The organism is Bordetella genomosp. 10, assembly GCF_002261225.1.
Lineage (GTDB): Bacteria > Pseudomonadota > Gammaproteobacteria > Burkholderiales > Burkholderiaceae_B > Bordetella_C.
Map to the genome: position 1 here is coordinate 191,839 of NZ_NEVM01000002.1, position 16,937 is coordinate 208,775.

At 67.4% G+C, this 16,937-nt stretch carries 16 protein-coding genes and 1 tRNA gene; 8 read left to right on the top strand and 9 right to left on the bottom strand.

The window, feature by feature from the left end:
• Window positions 1-138 precede the first annotated feature (138 nt).
• Window positions 139-215, bottom strand: a tRNA-Met gene (locus CAL29_RS10310).
• Between the two features lie 159 nt (window positions 216-374).
• A complete protein-coding gene (gene egtD, locus CAL29_RS10315; protein WP_094852960.1) occupies window positions 375-1,382 on the bottom strand; it encodes an L-histidine N(alpha)-methyltransferase in 1,008 nt (335 codons plus the stop codon).
• Between the two features lie 326 nt (window positions 1,383-1,708).
• On the opposite strand from egtD, the gene CAL29_RS10320 reads away from it, so the two are divergent.
• The 4 genes from CAL29_RS10320 to CAL29_RS10335 all read left to right on the top strand — a co-directional run bounded on the left by CAL29_RS10320 (window position 1,709) and on the right by CAL29_RS10335 (window position 4,546).
• The gene (locus tag CAL29_RS10320; RefSeq protein ID WP_094852961.1) at window positions 1,709-2,044 is read left to right on the top strand and encodes a DUF883 family protein; all 336 of its coding nucleotides are present in this window, start codon (window positions 1,709-1,711) and stop codon (window positions 2,042-2,044) included.
• Window positions 2,045-2,133: 89 nt separating this feature from the next.
• The gene (locus CAL29_RS10325; protein WP_094852962.1) at window positions 2,134-2,673 is read left to right on the top strand and encodes a hypothetical protein; all 540 of its coding nucleotides are present in this window, start codon (window positions 2,134-2,136) and stop codon (window positions 2,671-2,673) included.
• A 1-nt stretch (window position 2,674) separates the two neighbouring features.
• Entirely contained in the window at window positions 2,675-2,992 is a 318-nt protein-coding gene (locus CAL29_RS10330) for a hypothetical protein (protein WP_094852963.1), read from the top strand.
• Between the two features lie 117 nt (window positions 2,993-3,109).
• Window positions 3,110-4,546 (top strand): phospholipase D-like domain-containing protein, encoded by a 1,437-nt coding sequence (locus tag CAL29_RS10335; RefSeq protein WP_256977337.1) that lies wholly within the window; start codon window positions 3,110-3,112, stop codon window positions 4,544-4,546.
• Window positions 4,547-4,682: 136 nt separating this feature from the next.
• Here the strand turns inward: CAL29_RS10335 and CAL29_RS10340 are convergent, their stop codons facing one another.
• Window positions 4,683-5,045, bottom strand: coding sequence for a hypothetical protein (locus tag CAL29_RS10340; RefSeq protein WP_094852964.1), 363 nt, complete (start codon window positions 5,043-5,045; stop codon window positions 4,683-4,685).
• A gap of 284 nt (window positions 5,046-5,329) precedes the next feature.
• Entirely contained in the window at window positions 5,330-6,817 is a 1,488-nt protein-coding gene (locus tag CAL29_RS10345) for an RNA polymerase factor sigma-54 (RefSeq protein ID WP_256977338.1), read from the bottom strand.
• 295 nt (window positions 6,818-7,112) lie between these two features.
• On the opposite strand from CAL29_RS10345, the gene CAL29_RS10350 reads away from it, so the two are divergent.
• Complete coding sequence (locus tag CAL29_RS10350) at window positions 7,113-7,616, top strand: PRC-barrel domain-containing protein (RefSeq protein ID WP_094852966.1); 504 nt, start codon at window positions 7,113-7,115, stop codon at window positions 7,614-7,616.
• Between the two features lie 49 nt (window positions 7,617-7,665).
• Here CAL29_RS10350 and CAL29_RS10355 read toward each other — a convergent pair whose 3' ends face one another.
• Window positions 7,666-8,673, bottom strand: coding sequence for a sigma-54 interaction domain-containing protein (locus CAL29_RS10355; protein WP_094852967.1), 1,008 nt, complete (start codon window positions 8,671-8,673; stop codon window positions 7,666-7,668).
• Window positions 8,674-8,990: 317 nt separating this feature from the next.
• Between CAL29_RS10355 and CAL29_RS10360 the strand changes: the two genes are divergently transcribed.
• Together CAL29_RS10360 and CAL29_RS10365 are read left to right on the top strand one after the other, a co-directional pair.
• Window positions 8,991-10,382 (top strand): sigma-54-dependent transcriptional regulator, encoded by a 1,392-nt coding sequence (locus CAL29_RS10360; RefSeq protein WP_094852968.1) that lies wholly within the window; start codon window positions 8,991-8,993, stop codon window positions 10,380-10,382.
• Window positions 10,383-10,555: 173 nt separating this feature from the next.
• Window positions 10,556-11,110, top strand: a complete 555-nt coding sequence (locus CAL29_RS10365; protein WP_094852969.1) for a type 1 glutamine amidotransferase domain-containing protein — start codon at window positions 10,556-10,558, stop codon at window positions 11,108-11,110.
• Between the two features lie 37 nt (window positions 11,111-11,147).
• Here the strand turns inward: CAL29_RS10365 and CAL29_RS10370 are convergent, their stop codons facing one another.
• From CAL29_RS10370 to CAL29_RS10380, 3 genes are all read right to left on the bottom strand, one after another.
• Window positions 11,148-11,531 carry a hypothetical protein gene (locus tag CAL29_RS10370; protein ID WP_256977339.1) on the bottom strand — a complete coding sequence of 128 codons (384 nt, stop codon included), beginning with the start codon at window positions 11,529-11,531 and terminating at the stop codon, window positions 11,148-11,150.
• A gap of 159 nt (window positions 11,532-11,690) precedes the next feature.
• Window positions 11,691-12,692, bottom strand: coding sequence for a tripartite tricarboxylate transporter substrate binding protein (locus tag CAL29_RS10375; RefSeq protein ID WP_094852970.1), 1,002 nt, complete (start codon window positions 12,690-12,692; stop codon window positions 11,691-11,693).
• Window positions 12,693-12,797: 105 nt separating this feature from the next.
• A complete protein-coding gene (locus CAL29_RS10380) occupies window positions 12,798-13,886 on the bottom strand; it encodes a tartrate dehydrogenase (RefSeq protein WP_094852971.1) in 1,089 nt (362 codons plus the stop codon).
• A 140-nt stretch (window positions 13,887-14,026) separates the two neighbouring features.
• On the opposite strand from CAL29_RS10380, the gene CAL29_RS10385 reads away from it, so the two are divergent.
• Complete coding sequence (locus CAL29_RS10385) at window positions 14,027-14,977, top strand: LysR family transcriptional regulator (protein ID WP_094852972.1); 951 nt, start codon at window positions 14,027-14,029, stop codon at window positions 14,975-14,977.
• A gap of 96 nt (window positions 14,978-15,073) precedes the next feature.
• Here CAL29_RS10385 and CAL29_RS10390 read toward each other — a convergent pair whose 3' ends face one another.
• Window positions 15,074-16,735 (bottom strand): FMN-binding glutamate synthase family protein, encoded by a 1,662-nt coding sequence (locus CAL29_RS10390; RefSeq protein ID WP_094852973.1) that lies wholly within the window; start codon window positions 16,733-16,735, stop codon window positions 15,074-15,076.
• Between the last annotated feature and the right edge of the window lie 202 nt (window positions 16,736-16,937).

Genomic DNA, 16,937 nt, shown 5'->3' on the forward strand with positions numbered 1-16,937 from the left:
CAACCAGATAATGATGAGAATGGTTTTTATTCTAGCATCAAGGAAGTATGGCGAAGGCGGCGGCCAGCGTTGCGGCGCCGCGTTGATTTCGCGGCGCAAACAAAAAGGCCTCCGCGTTTGCGGAGGCCTTGAATTCCTTGGTGGCGCATCCCTGATTCGAACAGGGGACCTGCGGATTATGATTCCGTCGCTCTAACCGGCTGAGCTAATGCGCCATTTTCCTGTGCGGCTCGCTGTGTTCCTGGGTGCTGCCCGCTTTCATCACGGTTGCTTGCGCTGCCGTGTTGCCTGCGTTAGCGATCCAGGGCGTGCCTTGGAAAGAACGAAATTCTAGCACGGAAAAATTGGTTTCAACAAGGCCGCCAGCGATTCTTTTATGCGCGGGCGCCGAACAGGGCGAACCATTCCCGTTCGTCGGTCCAGTAGCGCACGTTGTGGAAACCCGCGCGCTCCAGCATGGCCTTGAAGGTGGACGGCCAGTACTTGTACGAGTTTTCGGTGTGGATGCGCTGGCCTCGGGCGAAGCTGCGCTGGCCGCGCGGCCAGGTCACGGTGAGGTCGGTCTCGGCCTGCAGGTGCATTTCGATGCGCGCCTGCGCTTCGTTGTAGAAGGCGACGTGAGACCACTGGGCGACGTCGAAATCGGCGTCGATGATGCGGTTGGCGTGCCGCAAGGTGTTCAGGTTGAAGGCGGCGGTGACGCCCAGCGGGTCGTCGTAGGCGGGTTCGAGCAGGGCGCGCGACTTCACCAGGTCCACGCCGATCAGGAGACCGCCGCCGGCACAGGCCTCGCGGATGCGCTTCAACAGGCCGGCGGCATGGTCGGGCGCCAGGTTGCCGATGCTGGAGCCGGGGTAGAAGAACAGGCGCTCCGTTTCGCCGACGTCCGGCGGCAGGCTCAGCGTTTCGAAGAAATCAGTGCCGACGGCCACCAGGTCCAGCTCCGTGTAGCGGGCGCCGAGACGGTCGACCGCCTGCCGCAGGTATTCGACGGAGATGTCCACGGGCACGTATTGGGCCGGCGCCAGATAGGGAAATAGCCGTTCGGCCTTGGCGCAATCGCCCGCGCCGAGGTCGATGAGACTGCGCACGGGGCCGACGTGGCGCGCGATCTCCGTCGCATGGCGTTCGACGATTTCGCGTTCGCAACGGGTGGGGTAGTACTCCGGCAGTTGCGTGATCGCCGTGAACAGGTTGGAGCCCAGTTCGTCGTACAGGTACTTGGGGCTGATGCTGGGACGGTCGGCGCGCAGGCCGCGTTCTATTTCGGTCCGTACGGCGTCGTCGTCCTCGGAATGCAACTGGTGAAAGCGCGGGGATGCCGCGGCCTTGATGCAAGGCTCGCTGGCGGGAACGTACGGCGAGTAAGACGGGTTGTACATGGTCGGCCTCGGAGGTGGGGTTCCTGCAAACGGCGATGCGCTGGATCGAGATGGACTGGATCGCTTGAATCGAGAATCGCGAGAATCGCCCGGGGCAGCAACCCCCGTGCCTGTCGGGGGCGCCGCCGCCGGGGATCCACGGACGATAGGACGATACCCTGTCCTGGTTTCGAGCGTGCACGATGAAATAGCGCTTTACCGCTGGTTGCCAATACAAAACAAAGCGCTAACACAGCGCCGCCACAATGGATGCGTAGGACGGGCGTTCGGCCCGTCGCCGCGTTTCCCGCCCGGGAAAGCGGAGGAATCCCTAAAAAGGAGTCGCCATGAGATCGAATTCGCATACCGCCGAGATCGTCGCCAACAAGGAAAAGGTTGCGGCCAGCTTCCGGGAACTCGTGGCCGGCACGGAGGATTTGTTGCGTTCGACCGCCTCCTATACGGGCGAAGAGGTCGAAGAGGCGCGCCGGCGCCTGCGCCGCCAACTGGAAACGGCGCGCGGCATGGCAGGCGAATGGGAGCAGTCCGCGTCGGAACGCTATCGACGCGCCTCCGAGCTGACGGACCAGTACGTCCACGAGAACGCCTGGAAGTCGATCGGGGTGGCCGCCCTGGTGGGCCTGCTGCTGGGCGCCTGCCTGAGCTCGGGCGACCGCCGCTGAGGCGGTGCGCGCCCCGGGCGCCGCGTCGCGGAGACGGGTAAACGTCTCCGGGACAGGGCGCCGGGCGGGGCGCGTGGGGGCTTTCCATCATGTCGTCCATCATCGTCGCGGGATTCGAAAGCGTCGAGGCCGCCGAGAGCGCCATGCACGCGTTGCTGGCCGAGGGCTTCGGCGATGACGTCGTGCACGTTTTCAAGGTGGACGGCGACGCCAGGTACCTCGTGGGCCTGCGCGGCGCCGCGCGCGGTGCCGTGCTGCATTGCGCCATCCTGTCCGCCGCCGGCGCCGCCCTGGCCGCGGCCGGCGTGATGTACGTCGACATTCCGGACGCGCTCGCCATCGCCGCGGCCGCCCTGGGCGCGCTGGCGGGCGCGGGCCTTGCGGCGTTGCTCTCGGTATTGCGCCGCAACTGGCCGGGCGGCCCGCGCCGCATGGCGCTGGTGGCGGTGCTGGCCGAGGAAGGCGAGGAAAGGCAGGGCGCGCAGCTCCTTTCGGACGCGGGCGGCGTCGGCGTGCCGCGGCACGGCGCGCGCTGGCAAGGATGGGTGCGCGCGGCCACCGCCGGCGCATATCAGGGCAGTCACGGGAAAAGCCGGGACTTTCGATTGGTCAAGGCAAAGGGAGGCTAGGATGGCAGCCACGCATAACGACGAGCACAAGATACCCGCTTCGGGCAATACCAAGGGGAGCGCGGAGACGCCGGATCGCAAGCGCAACCAGACCGAGCGGGAAGGGCCGGCGCGGGTTCCGCATGAACTCGACCGCAAGGAGCAATGGGACGACGCCGCGCGCGACAAGGGATACCAGCGCGGCGACCAGGGCGGATACAAGGGCGACTACGACCAGGGCAAGTACGAGAACCGCGATTTCGGTTTCAAGCCCGCCAAGGACGAAGGCCTGCCCGCCGCCAGCGGCAAGGAGCCGGCAAAGGGCGAGAACAAGAAGTAGGACGTGGGTGGGCACAAGAATCCCGGACCGGAATGCAGGACCAGAAGAAATAATTAACCCGCGGCGGCCGTCCCGTATGACATCGGGTCAGGCCCAGACCGTAGGAAAGGAGCCCGTATGCAACGGCTGGGACGCTTGCTGGGCATGGCGGCCATCGCGGCCGGCCTGCTCGGCGGTTGCGCCAGCGTGCCCGACACCGACCATCTTTCCGGCGCTGAAAGCCAGATCCGGCTCGCCACCGATTCAGGGTGGCTGAACTACCGGCGCGGCCAGGACATCGTCAAGCAGCTCGACGAGCAGCCCGCCGCCACGGCGCAGGGCGACTTCCTCGCCCGCCACCTGAAGGTGGAGGAAGCCATCAGCGGCGCGCCGCTGACGATAGGCAACCGCGTCACCCTGCTGGCCGACGGGCCCCGGACCTACGCGGCGATGCTGCGCGACATACGTGCGGCGCGCCAGTACATCCACATGGAAAGCTATATCTTCGACGACGACGAGGTCGGGCGGATGTTCGCCGATGCCTTCATCGCCAAGCGCGAAGAGGGCGTGGCCGTGGCGTTGATGGTCGACGGCGTGGGCACCATCGGCACCCCGGATGCATTGTTCAAGCGCATGCGCGATGCCGGCGTGAAAGTGGTGGTGTTCAATCCCGTCAATCCCGTGCGCGCCAAGGCCGGCTGGGCGCCGAACAACCGCGACCATCGCAAGCTGCTGGTGGTGGACGGCAAGGTCGGCTTCCTGGGCGGCATCAACATCAGCGGGGTATACGCGTCGGCGCCTTCGCGCGGCGGCAGCGCAGGCTCGGCGCTTTCGTTTTCGCGCGGCGGGAAGGCCGACGGCGCCAAGCCGGATGCCGAGACCGCGCCGTGGCGCGACACGCATATCCGTGTCGAGGGCCCGGCGGTCGGTGAAATCGAGCGCGTCATGCAGCAAGGGTGGACCGAGCAGCACGGCCCGCCGCTCGATGCGCGCGAATACTATCCCCGCTCGACGCCGGTGGGGCCGACGATGGTGCGCATCGTCGCCAACCGGCCGGGCGACAAGGACGGCTATACGCTGTACCTGACCTTGATTTCCGCCATCAAGAGCGCGCAGCGTTCCATCCACATCACCATGGCGTACTTCGTTCCCGATCCCGCCTTCGTGCAGGCCTTGACCGAGGCGGCGCAGCGCGGGGTGGACGTCGGCATGGTCCTGCCCGGCTTCAGCGATTCGTCGCTCGTCTGGCACGCCGGCCGGTCGTACTACACGCAGTTGCTGGAGGCGGGCGCGCACCTGTATGAACGCCGCGACGCCTTGCTGCACGCCAAGACGGCGGTCATCGACGGGGTGTGGTCCACGGTGGGGTCCAGCAATATGGACTGGCGCAGCTTCGCCCTGAACTATGAGTTGAACGCGGTCATCCTGGGGCCGGACTTCGGCGGCGAAATGGAGGCGCTGTTCGAGCGCGACGTGGCGGAGGCCACGCCCGTCACGGCGGAGGGGTGGGCCAAGCGCGGATTCGAAGATCGCTTCATGGAAGCCTTCGCGCGCCTGTTCGAGCGCTGGCTTTAAACGCTGGCTTCAGCCTGTTCGAGCGCTGGCTCTGGTGTCGCGTCCCGGAGGCTGCATGGGTGCGAACTTCCGGGACGCCGCAAACTTCCAGGAGGCCACATTCGCTAACTCATCGATGTGGCTTTCCGGACCGGACTTACTTGCCGTAGCGCGTCTTGGCGTCGGCCATGCACGCATCCTTCGCGTTGCCGGACATGGTGTCGCATTTTTCCTTCGCGACCTTGTAGTCATTGTCGCGTTTTTCCTTGGTCGCATCGTGGCGCGCCTCGGCCTGTTTCTTGGCCTGCTTGGCATCGGCCTTGGCATTGTCGCGCGTGGCCTTGGCCTGCTGCTGGCAGACGTCCTTGTCGTTGCCCTTGAGCGCATCGCACCGCTTCTGGTCGGCCTTGTATTGCGTGTCGATTTCCTGCGGCGTCATGACGCTCTGTGCCTGGACGGCGCAGGACAGCGCGGACAGGCCGAGCAGGGCGGCCGCGAGCGTGGGTTTGACGATGTTCATGTGCTTCTCCTTTTTGTCTGCCGTGGCGCCAGGCAGGCGCATCCCGAACTGGCCTCGGCTCATCAATGCACGGCGTGGCGCCGGCTCGCCTCCCTTCAAGCAACCCCCATGCCCATGCGCGGCGCGGCCGCGCAGGCGGAACAAAAAAAGCCCCCACGCCGCGCGGCTATCGCCGCTTGCTGCCCCCAAGGGGGCTTTTTGCCTTGGGGCGGCCCGGCGGCAAAAAAAGAGGCGCCGTCGAAACGGCGCCTCTCGTCCGGCCCTCGGGTCCGGTTGGCGGCAGATCAATACTGGCGCCGCATTTCGGCGGGCGGATACTTCAGTTGGCCGCGATACTTGGACACCGTGCGGCGCGCGACCACGACGCCTTGCTCGCCGAGCTTCTGCGCGAGGTCGACGTCGGACAAAGGCGAATTGCTGTCTTCGCCGTCGATCATTTCCTTGATCAGGGCGCGCACCGCGGCGGCCGAGCAACTGCCGCCGGTGTCGGTGTACAGCTCGCGCGAGAAGAAGTGCTTGAACTCGAAGATGCCGCGCGGCGTCGCCATGTACTTGTTGCTGGTGGCGCGCGAGACCGTCGATTCGTGGATCTCCAGTTCGTCGGCGATCTCGCGCAGCATCAGCGGCCGCAGCGCGATTTCCCCGTATTCGAAGAAGGTCTGCTGGCGCAGCACGATGGCCTCGGCCACGCGCTGTATGGTGCTGTAGCGCTGCTCGACGTTGCGGATCAGCCAGCGCGCTTCCTGCAGCTCCTGCGCCATCGGCGAGCGATCGCTGTAGCGCGCGCTGCGGAACAGGTCGGCATAGGCGCGATGCAGGCGCGCGCGCGGCATGGAGGCGCGATTGGGCGTGACGATCCATTGCCCGTTGAATTTGTGCACCATCACGTCCGGCACGATATAGCTGGAGTCGGGCTTGGCGTAGCGCAGGCCGGGACGGGGATCGAGACTGCGGATCAGGGCGCAGGCGCCGCGCAGGTCGTCGTCGCTGCATTGGCAGGTGCGGCCCAGGCCGGAGAAGTCGTGCTTGCCGAGGCGTTCCAGTTCGTTGGCCACGATGTGCAGCGCCAGTTCCCGCCCGTCGGTTTCCGGCGGCAAGGCCTGCAATTGCAAGGTCAGGCACTCCGCCAGGTTGCGCGCGGCGATGCCGGGCACGTCCAGTTGCTGCACCAGCTTCAACGCGACTTCCCACTCTTCGCGCTCCGGCGGCGGATCGAAGGCGCCTTCGCCGGCCAGTTCCTCGAGATCGGTGCGCAGATAGCCGTCCTCGTCCAGGCCCTCGATGACGTAGGCGGCCAGCAGGCGGTCGCGTTCGGCCAGGCGGTAGCTGCACAATTCGTTGCTCAGGTGGTCGCGCAGGTCGAGGATGCTGCGCGCCCATTGGCCGACGTCGGTCTCGCCGTCGCCGGTGCCGCGCGCGGCCGGATAGTCGCCGGAATACTCCGTCTGCGGGTCCGGCAATTCGGGTAGTTCGGTCACCGCTTCGGCGGGAATCTCGGCGGTCGAGACGGTTATGCCGTCCATGTCCGCCACGGCCGACGGGGTAGCCAGGGCCTCCACGGCGATCGCCTGTTCGGCCTCGCCGGCGGGCGCATCCGCTTGCGGGGGGCCGTCGTCTTCCACTTCTTCCAGGAAGGGATTGGTGGCCAACGCTTGTTCGATTTCGTGGGTGAATTCAAGCGCGGACATTTGCAGCAGTTTTACGGACTGCTGCAAGCGGGGGGTCAGGCTGGTCTGCTGCCGGGCCCTCAACTCGTAAGTGGCTTGTGCCAATTGCTGTCTCCGTAAAGCGGGTCGGGAAACGCTTTCACCGACGTCTGTCAAAGACTTAAAGCAAGGTTCATGCCAATTTTCAAAACGCCCTTGGATTTTTGGGCGGATCGCGGCAAACCCGCGCCAATGCTGGCTTTGCGCGGCACGGCGGATGCTGGCCGGGCACCAGGAGGGGCGCCGGGAACGCCGGCCGGCCATTCGCGGGCTGGCGGAATTACCACGTCCGTGTAAGAACTTCAGCAATCAGCGGCGGCAGGGGCCATGGGTGGCGCGGCCCCTGGCGCGGGAGCTCGCCATGACAGACAAGCAGATCGAACCCGGGCGCGGCCCGGTGCCCGTGGGCACGCCGGCCGAGAGCCGCATCGTGGGATCCGGCAAGCGCTCGTCCACCGGGCCCGGGCCGGCCGTCATGGCGGCTCGGACCCTGGAAGGCAACGACGTGCTGAATCTTGCCGGCGAGAAGCTGGGGGTATTGCAGGAGATCATGCTGGATGTCCCCAGCGGCCGCATCGCCTACGCGGTGCTGGAGCGGGGCGGCATCATGGGCATCGGCGACAAGCTTTTCGCGATTCCGTGGACCGCCCTGACCCTGGACACCGACCGCAAGTGCTTCCTGCTCGATATGGACCTGGAACGGCTGCGGCAGGCCGCCGGCTTCGACAAGGACAACTGGCCCGCTTCGGCGGACGAGGCGTGGGCGGCGTTGAAAGGGGGAGCAGCGGGAGGGGCGGCATCCCCAGCATCCCCGGGGCAAGGGCCGGTGGGATCGGGCGCCGACCCCGGGCAGATATTCGACTGAGGAATAGCGCCTGAGGGCCAGCGACTGAGGAACAGCTATTCGGCCGGGATCAGCCGCGCGAGGCGGCCGTCTCGTAGGTGCCCAGCCGGTTGTATAGCGTCTTCAGGCTGATGCCCAGGGTGCGCGCGGTGCGCCGCTTGTCGCCCTGATGGTGGGCCAGGGTGGCGAGGATCAGGTCCTGCTGGGCCTGCATCAGCGACGTGCCGACGGCCATCCGCACGCTGCCGGTTTCCGTCGCGGCCGCCTTCGCGGGCTTGCGCGCGGCGGCCAGGGCCGGGATTTCCACCTCGTCGTCCGCCATGATGAAGGCCCGGTGCACGGTATTCTTCAGCTCGCGCACGTTGCCCGGCCAGTCGTAGGCGGCCAGGGCCTCCATGCTGCCCTTGGCGAACACCTTGGCGCTGCCTTCGGCGGCATTGAATCCGTCCAGGAAGCGCTGCGCCAGGTAGGGCACGTCCTCCATGCGCTCGCGCAGCGGCGGCACCCGCAGGGGCACTACCGCCAGGCGGTAAAGCAGGTCTTCGCGGAACTGGCCCTGTTCCACCGCGGCGTAGGGGTCCCGGTTGGTGGCCGCGACGATGCGCACGTCCACCTCGACCGGGTGCAGGCCGCCCACCCGGTGGAACACCCCGGTTTCCAGCACGCGCAGCAATTGGACCTGCATGTCCAGCGGCATTTCCGTGACTTCGTCCAGGAACAGGGTGCCGCCCGTGGCATGCTCGAAATAGCCGATGTTCTGCGCCACCGCCCCGGTGAAGCTGCCTTTTTCATGGCCGAACAATTCCGCCTCGATCAGCGAGGGCGGAATGGCGCCACAGTTGACGGGAACGAAAGGCTGGCCGGCGCGCTGGCTGCCCGTGTGGATGGCCCGCGCCACCAGTTCCTTGCCGCAACCGCTCTCGCCCACGACGAGGACGCTCGCCTCCGTGGTGGCGACCTTCTCGATCTGCTGCGCCAGTTGCTGCATTGCGGGACAGCGGCCCATGGCGGCGGGTTCGGGAACGGCGGGGCGGTCGACGCGCGACGCGTTCCTGCGCGTCGAAGAGGAGCTGGGCATGGGGTTTGAACCTTTCCTGGATGCTATACCCGCCTGCTTATATGGCGGGACTATCTTGTTCATCGTACTCATCAAGAATACCTGTCATTGCAAGCACTTGAAAGCAGATGAAAATCTTAGCCATCTGTACGAATTGATTACGATTATTGGGCTAGCGCCAAGATAAGCTTCGCTGCGGATTGCGTCTGTGACACCCATTTGGCTAGCGGTGGGCAGAGACGCCGACCGGCTAAAATACCAGATGGTATTCCTCCCGCGCGGACGGAAGACGCGCGCGGCAGGGGAGAAAAAGATCGTATTCCAGGGAAATATTGCGCATGCCACATGTTTTGATCGTCGATGATGAATCGCCCGTGCGGACCGCACTGGCGGAAATTGTCAAAGACGAGGGTTTCACCGTTGCGCAGGCCAGTGACTTGCGCGAAGCGAAGATACAGATATTGAGACAGGCGCCGGACCTGGTGCTGTCCGATCTCCAGCTTCCCGATGGCAATGGTCTGGACATTTTCCAGGCGCTCAGCTCGCCCAATGTGGACGTGGTGTTCATTACGGGGCATGCGAGCGTGGAAAGCGCGGTGGATGCCCTGCGTCTGGGCGCTATCGACTACCTGCTCAAGCCGGTGAATATCCAGCGCCTGAAAATGGTGCTGGGCCGCATGCCGCGCAACGCGGACCTGTCGCCCTGGGGCGGCCCCTTCGAGGAGGACGGCCGCTTCGGCAAGATGCTGGGCCGGTCCGAGCCGATGAAGCTGCTGTACAAGCAGATCGCCAAGGTCGCGCCGACGGAGGCGACGGTGCTGCTGATGGGCGATAGCGGCACCGGCAAGGAGCTGGCGGCGCAGGCCATCCACGAGTTGAGCGCGCGCCGCAAGGGGCCTTTCCTGCCCGTGAACTGTGGGGCCATTTCGCCCAACCTGATCGAAAGCGAGATGTTCGGCCACGAGCGCGGCAGTTTCACGGGCGCCGACCGGCAGCACAAGGGATATTTCGAAAGGGCCGCGGGCGGCACCCTGTTCCTGGACGAGATCACCGAAATGCCGGTCGACCTGCAGGTCAAGCTGCTGCGGGTGCTGGAGACCGGGCTGTTCATGCGCGTCGGCACCAACCGGGAGATCGCCAGCGACGTGCGCGTGGTGGCGGCGACCAACCGCAATCCCGAGGAAGCCGTGGCCGAAGGCAAGCTGCGGGAGGACCTCTATCACCGCCTGAATGTGTTTCCGGTGGAATTGCCGCCGTTGCGCGAGCGCGGCGACGACGTCCTGCTCATCGCGCAGCGCTACCTGGACATCCTCAACAAGGAGCGCGGCGCGGATAAGAAGTTCACCTCGGGCACGCTGGACGCCATGCGCCGGCACGCCTGGCCGGGCAACGTGCGGGAACTGAAGAACTACGTGCATCGCGCCTTCATCCTGGCCGATGACAACGAGATCCGCGCCAATGTCGTGCCCTTGCAGATGGCGCCGGAAAAGGCGTCGGCGGGCACGCAGATCACCGTGCCGGTGGGCGTGCCCCTGGCCGATGCCGACCGCCAGTTGATTTTCGCCACGCTGGAGCAGTGCGGCGGGGTCAAGAAGCACGCCGCGGAGATCCTGGGCATCAGCCTGAAGACCCTCTACAACCGCCTGGAAGAGTATGCGGCGGCCGGCTACTTCCCCAAGGTGTCCGACGGCGCCGGCAAGGGCGAGACCGCGTTGAGCGAGTCGAAATAGCCCGGCCGCGTACAGGCGGGCAAGGCGTACGGCGCTGAAACTGGATCGCGGGGCGGCTCGATGGCCGCCCCGTTCGTTTCCGGCGCCGGCATCCCGCTTGCTGTTTTCCCACCTCCAGCCGCCGCGCCATGACGCGCGCGGCGGCCCGCACGAACGCACAACGGAGGTGCAACATGGCCGAAGCATTGAACAACGTGGCCGTCGCCATTCTGGCGGTGGACGGTTTCGAACAGGCGGAATTGCTGGAGCCGCGCAAGGCGCTGCAGGCGGCCGGCGCGCGCGTGGCGGTGATTTCCGCCGGCAAGGGCAAGATCCAGGGTTTCCGGCACACCGACAAGGGCGAGCAGGTCGAGGTCGACCAGACCTTCGCGGAGGCCGACCCCGACCGGTTCGCGGCGGTGGTGCTGCCGGGCGGCGTGGTCAACGCGGACGCCATCCGCATGGATCCCAAGGCGCGGGACTTCGTGAAGCGCATGCAGGACACGGGCAAGCCGCTGGCCGTGATCTGCCACGGGGCCTGGCTGCTGGTCTCGGCGGATCTGGTGCGCGGCCGCACCCTGACGAGCTGGCCCTCGCTGCAGGACGACCTGCGCAATGCCGGCGCGAAGTGGGAAGACAAGGAAGTGGTGGTCGACGGGAACTGGATCAGCAGCCGCAAGCCCGATGACCTGCCGGCGTTCAACCGGGAATTGCTCAAGCAGTTGCAGGGAGCGGCGCAGGCGGCCTGAGCCGTCCCCGCTCCCGTTCCCGTTCCCGTTCAGTGGCTCAACCGCCGTTGCGCACGGGATTGGGCCGCGTATGGGCCAGGCCGGCGTCCTCGTCGCCGACCACCCGGTCCATGCCGATGTCGCGGGCCGGGCTGTCGCCCTGGTCGTTCTCGACGTCGGCGCGTTCGCCCGTGCCCATGGAGTCGGTGTCGGTATCGGGCGCATCGGGGCCGAGGTCGCTGCCCGAATCCGAGGAGTCGCCGGGACCGAGCGCCCGGTTGCCGTGGCCCGGCGGCAGGCCGGCCGCGGCGTCGGCGATGTCCGCCGTGTCCAGCGGATCGACCACGCCCACGGGATCGTCGTCGTATAACTCCTCGTCGTTGTCCTGGGCGTCGTTGTCCTGGTCCGGGTTGGCCTGGTAGATGGGTTTGCGGGGTGCCATGGCTGCCTTCCTGCGGCGCGGGGCCGCGGTCATTGAGGGCCGGCGCGCGGGCCGGGGTCGTTTTTGCCCCAGCAAGACCTATGCCCCGGGGGGCGGCGACAGCATGTCCTGTCGCGGCGCCCGGGGCGGCAGGACCCTCTCGCCTCGATGCCGGAAGGCCTACTCGACGGTCACGTTTCCTTCCTTGACCAGCTTGGCGAACTTGCGGGTTTCCTCGGCGATGCGCTGGCCGAATTGCGCCGGCGTTTCGTTCATCGGTTCGGCGCCGGCGGCGGCCATGCGTTGCCGGAACGTCGGTCTGGAAGTGATCCCTTCGACCTCGCTGCTCAGGCGCGCCAGCACGGGCTGGGGCGTGGCCGCGGGCGCGAAGACGCCGAACCAGGTGCCGATGTCGAAACCCGCCAGGCCGGCCTGTTGCAGGGTCGGCACGTCGGGCAGCGCGTCGCTGCGCCGCGCGGTGGTCACGGCCAGGGCGCGCAGCTTGCCGGCCTTGATGTGGGGCAGCACCGTGGTGATGGTGTCGAAGGACATCGCCACCTGGCCGCCGAGCAGGTCGGTGGTCAGGGGGCCGCTGCCTTTGTAGGGAACGTGCAGCAGCGGCGCGCCGGTGGCGGCCTGGAATTGCGTGCCGATCAGGTGCTGGGCGGTGCCGTAGCCGTTCGAGCCGTAGGTCAGGCCGTGCGGGGCCTGCTTGGCCAGCTTCACCAGCTCCGCCACGTCGCGCGCCGGCGTATAGGCCGGGTTGACGGTCAGGACGTTGGGCACCATGGCGATGGGGGCGATCGGCGCCAGGTCCTTCTGGAAGTCGTAGCCCAGCGACTTGTAGACGCTGGTGGCGATGGTGTGGTGGACGGCACCCATCAGCAGGGTGTAGCCATCCGGTTTGGACTTGGCGACGTAGTCCGCCCCGATGGTGGCGCCCGCGCCGGGCCGGTTCTCGACGATGACGGGCTGTCCCAGCTTGCGGGACAATTCGTCGCCCAGGGCGCGCGCCAGCACGTCGGTGGTGCCGCCGGTCGGGAAGGGCACGATCAGGGTGATGGGGTGCGTGGGCCAATCGGCCTGGCCGGCCGCGCCGGCCGCGCCGCCGGCCAGGCTTGCGCCCAGCAGGGCGACGGCGCAGGTCCGCCGGAACAGGGATAGGGGTAGGGACAGGCGCATCGGGGTCTCCTCGTTATCGTTATCCGGCGTCCGATGCGGGACGCCGGGGGTTCGGCTGGTTCTGGCCGCTTTGGTCCGGCTTTGGTCCGGTTTTCGTCCGGTTCTTCAGGCGGCGCGCGCGGCGTCGTTTTGCGCCAGGTGCGCGCAGACGGCGCGGGTGACGTCGTCGGTGCCGGCCTGGCCGCCGAGGTCGCGGGTGTGCAGGGCGGGGTTGGCGGTGACGGCCTCGATGGCGGCCATGACGCGGCGCGCGGCGGCGGTCTCGCCCAGGTGTTCCAGCAGCATGACCACCGACCAGAACGTGCCCACGGGATTGGCCCAGCCCTTGCCCATGATGTCGAAGGCCGAGCCGTGGATGGGCTCGAACATGGAGGGATAGCGCCGTTCCGGGTCGATGTTGCCGGTGGGCGCGATGCCCAGGCTGCCGGCCAGCGCCGCCGCCAGGTCGCTGAGGATGTCGGCGTGCAGGTTGGTGGCCACGATGGTGTCCAGGGTGCGCGGGCGGTTGACCATGCGCGCCGTGGCGGCGTCGACCAGTTCCTTGTCCCAGGCGACGTCGGGGAATTCGCGCGCGACCTGCGCGGCGACTTCGTCCCACATCACCATGGCGTGGCGCTGGGCGTTGGACTTGGTGATCACCGTCAACTGCTTGCGCGGCCGCGATTGCGCCAGGCGGAAGGCGAAGCGCAGGATGCGTTCGACGCCGACCCGCGTCATGATGGAAACGTCGGTGGCGGCTTCGATGGGATGGCCCTGGTGGACGCGGCCCCCCACGCCCGAATACTCGCCTTCGGAGTTCTCGCGCACGATGACCCAGTCCAGGTCCTCCGGCGCGCAGCGCTTCAAGGGACCGTCGATGCCCGGCAGGATGCGGGTGGGACGCACGTTGGCGTATTGGTCCAGGCCCTGGCAGATTTTCAGGCGCAGGCCCCACAGGGTGACGTGGTCCGGGATATCGGCGTCGCCCGCCGAGCCGAACAGGATGGCGTCCTTGCCGCGCAGGGCGTCCAGGCCGTCTTCCGGCATCATCACGCCATGCTTGCGATAGTAGTCGCCGCCCCAGTCGAAATCCTCGAATTCGAAGCGCAGGCCGCCCTGCGTGGCGGCCACCGCCTCCATGACGATGCGCCCGGCGGGCACGACTTCCTTGCCGATGCCGTCGCCGGGGATGGTGGCGATCTTGTACGTCTTCATGTTCAGCTCCCGATGAATGACCGGCCTCGATTCTGTCGCGTGGACGGCGTTTACGGACGGGGCTAAAGTTGAACCATCATTAACCTGAAGTTGACAATCTGAAGTCGACGATCCAAGTCGACGATCGTTCGGAGACATCCATGAATCATGGCGCCGGAATCCAGCCCGCGGACCTGGGATTTTTCGTGGCGGTGGCGACGGCCGGCAGCCTCAGCGCGGCGGCGCGCGACCTGGGCATCACCACCGCCGCCGTGAGCAAGCGCCTGGCCCTGATGGAAAACCGGCTGGGCCTGCCCTTGCTGGTGCGGACCACGCGCCGCAGCGGCGTGACGCCCGAAGGCGAGGTGCTGCTGGAACGGTCGCGCGCCATCCTGGGCGAGATCGACGATCTGCGGCAGTTGCTGGGGCGGGCCAAGGACAGGCCGAGCGGCCTGCTGCGGGTCAACGCCACGCTGGGCTTCGGGCGCATGCACGTGGCGCCCGTCATCTCCGACTACAGCAAGCGCTACCCGGAAGTCGAGGTGCAGTTGCAGTTGTCGGCCGACCCGCCGGCCCTGGTGGACGACGCCTTCGACGTCTGCGTGCGTTTCGGCGCGCCGCCCGACGCGCGCTGCGTGGCCCGGTCGCTGGCGCCCAACCGGCGCCTGTTGTGCGCCTCGCCCAGGTATCTGCGCGAGCATGGCGTGCCGCAGACGCCGTCCGACCTGGCGCGGCACAACTGCATCGGCATCCGGCAGGGCAGCGACGCCTACGGCGTGTGGCGCCTGACGCCGGCGCGGCGCGCGCGCGCCAGGGCCGGCGGCGCCGCGCCGCGCGCGGAGACGGTGCGCGTGCGCGGCAATCTCACGACCAACGACGGGGAGATCGCCGTCAGTTGGGCCCTGGACGGGCACGGCATCGTCATGCGGGCGGAGTGGGACATCCAGCGCTACCTGGCCAGCGGCCGGCTGGTGCCGGTGCTGCCGAACTACGCCACGCCGGAGGCGGATATCTATGCGGTGTACCACCCGCGGCACCAGATGGTGTCGCGGGTGCGCAGCTTCGTCGATTTCCTGGGCGAACGCTTTCGGGAGCTGGGGCGGCGCGGCTGAAGGAGGCCGGCGCCGCGCGCGCATGCGCCGGTTTCATGGGTGGCATGAACGTCCGCGGCGCATGAGCGGCAAGAGCCCGCGCGAGCCGGCGCGCGATCAGGCCGGCACGGGCTCGGGCGGCTGCGATTCGCGTGCGATGCTGGCGGTGATGTCCCGCGCGGGCTGGAAGGAGTCCGCGCGCGCCATGGCCCAGTTGACTTCGAAGACCTGGTGGCGAAACTTGCCTTCCAGCAATTCGCCCGGCGCCAGCTCGGGGAAGAGCGAGGACAGCAGGCGCACCTCGGACGGCGAGATGCGGCGCGCGATGTGGTGCGGCCGCAGTTCGCTGGGGTGGGTGAGGCCGGCGGCGCCCAGCAGCTCGGCCAGGGCGTGCAGGGTGTTGTCGTGGAAGTTGGCGACGCGGCGCGCCTTGTCCGGCACCACCAGCGCGCGCTGGCGCAGGGGATCCTGGGTGGTCACGCCGGTGGGGCACTTGTCGGTGTGGCAGGCCTGCGCCTGGATGCAGCCGACCGCGAACATGAAGCCGCGCGCGGCATTGCACCAGTCGGCGCCCATGGCCATGGCGCGCGCCATGTCGAAGGCGGTGATGATCTTGCCCGACGCGCCGATGCGGATGCGTTCGCGCAGGTTGACGCCGACCAGCGTGTTGTGGACCAGGCGCAGCGCTTCCCGCAAGGGCGTGCCCACGTGGTCGACGAATTCCACCGGCGCCGCGCCGGTGCCGCCCTCGGCGCCGTCGACCACGATGAAGTCGGGCGTGATCCCGGTTTCGAGCATGGCCTTGACGATGGCGAACCATTCCCACGGATGGCCCACGCACATCTTGAATCCCACCGGCTTGCCCTCGGACAGCTCGCGCAGGCGGGCGACGAAATGCATCAGGCCGATGGGGCTGTCGAAGGCGCTGTGGCCGGCGGGCGAATTGCAGTCCTGGCCGACGGCCACGCCGCGCGCGGCGGCGATTTCCGGCGTGACCTTGGCGCCGGGCAGGATGCCGCCGTGGCCGGGCTTGGCGCCTTGCGACAGCTTGATTTCTATCATCTTCACCTGCGGCGTACAGGCATTGCGGACGAAGGCCTCGGGCGAGAAATGGCCTTGCTCGTCCCGGCAGCCGAAGTAGCCCGAGCCGATATTCCAGATCAGCGCGCCGCCCGGTTTGCGATGGTAGCTGCTGATGCCGCCTTCGCCGGTGTCGTGCGCGAAGTTGCCCAGGCGCGCGCCCTCGTTCAGGGCCAGGACGGCATTGGCGGACAGGGCGCCGAAGCTCATCGCGGAAATATTGAAGGCGGACAGCGAATAGGGCTGAGTGCAGTCCGGGCCGCCGACCGTGATGCGGAAGTCGCTGTCGGCCACGTGGGCTGGCGCCAGCGAATGGTTGATCCATTCGTAGCGGTCGTCGTAGACGTCTTTCTGCGTGCCGAAGGGGCGCTTGTCTATTTCCTTCTTCGCGCGCTGGTAGACGATGGAGCGCTGGGCGCGCGAGAAGGGCGCGGCCTGGGTGTCGTCTTCGAGGAAGTACTGGCGGATTTCCGGGCGGATGGCTTCGAAGAGGAAGCGCAGGTTGCCGAGGATGGGATAGTTGCGGCGGATCGCGTGGCGGGTCTGGATCAGGTCGTAGACGCCCAGGCAGAGCAGGGCCAGCAGGGGCGCCGCGGCCCACAGCCACCAGGCCGAGTCCGTGACGGACAGGATTGCGGTGACGACGAAGCCGAGCGCCACCAGGGCCAGTGTCGAAAAGCGTATTGCCAACCAATGCATAGGCGGATCTCCGGAACCCGGGCCGGCGCGCGGCCGTTCATGTGTCGCCGGCAACCATACCAGAAAGCAATGACGGGAAATACGGGGGGAGGCGGCGGTCTGTTTTCCCCGGACGGCGGGGATGTTCCTGTTTGCGCCGGGAGGGCAAGTGACCGCGTGGCAGGAGTGCCGCGGCCGGGAAGGCCGCGGCAAGGCGTGGGAT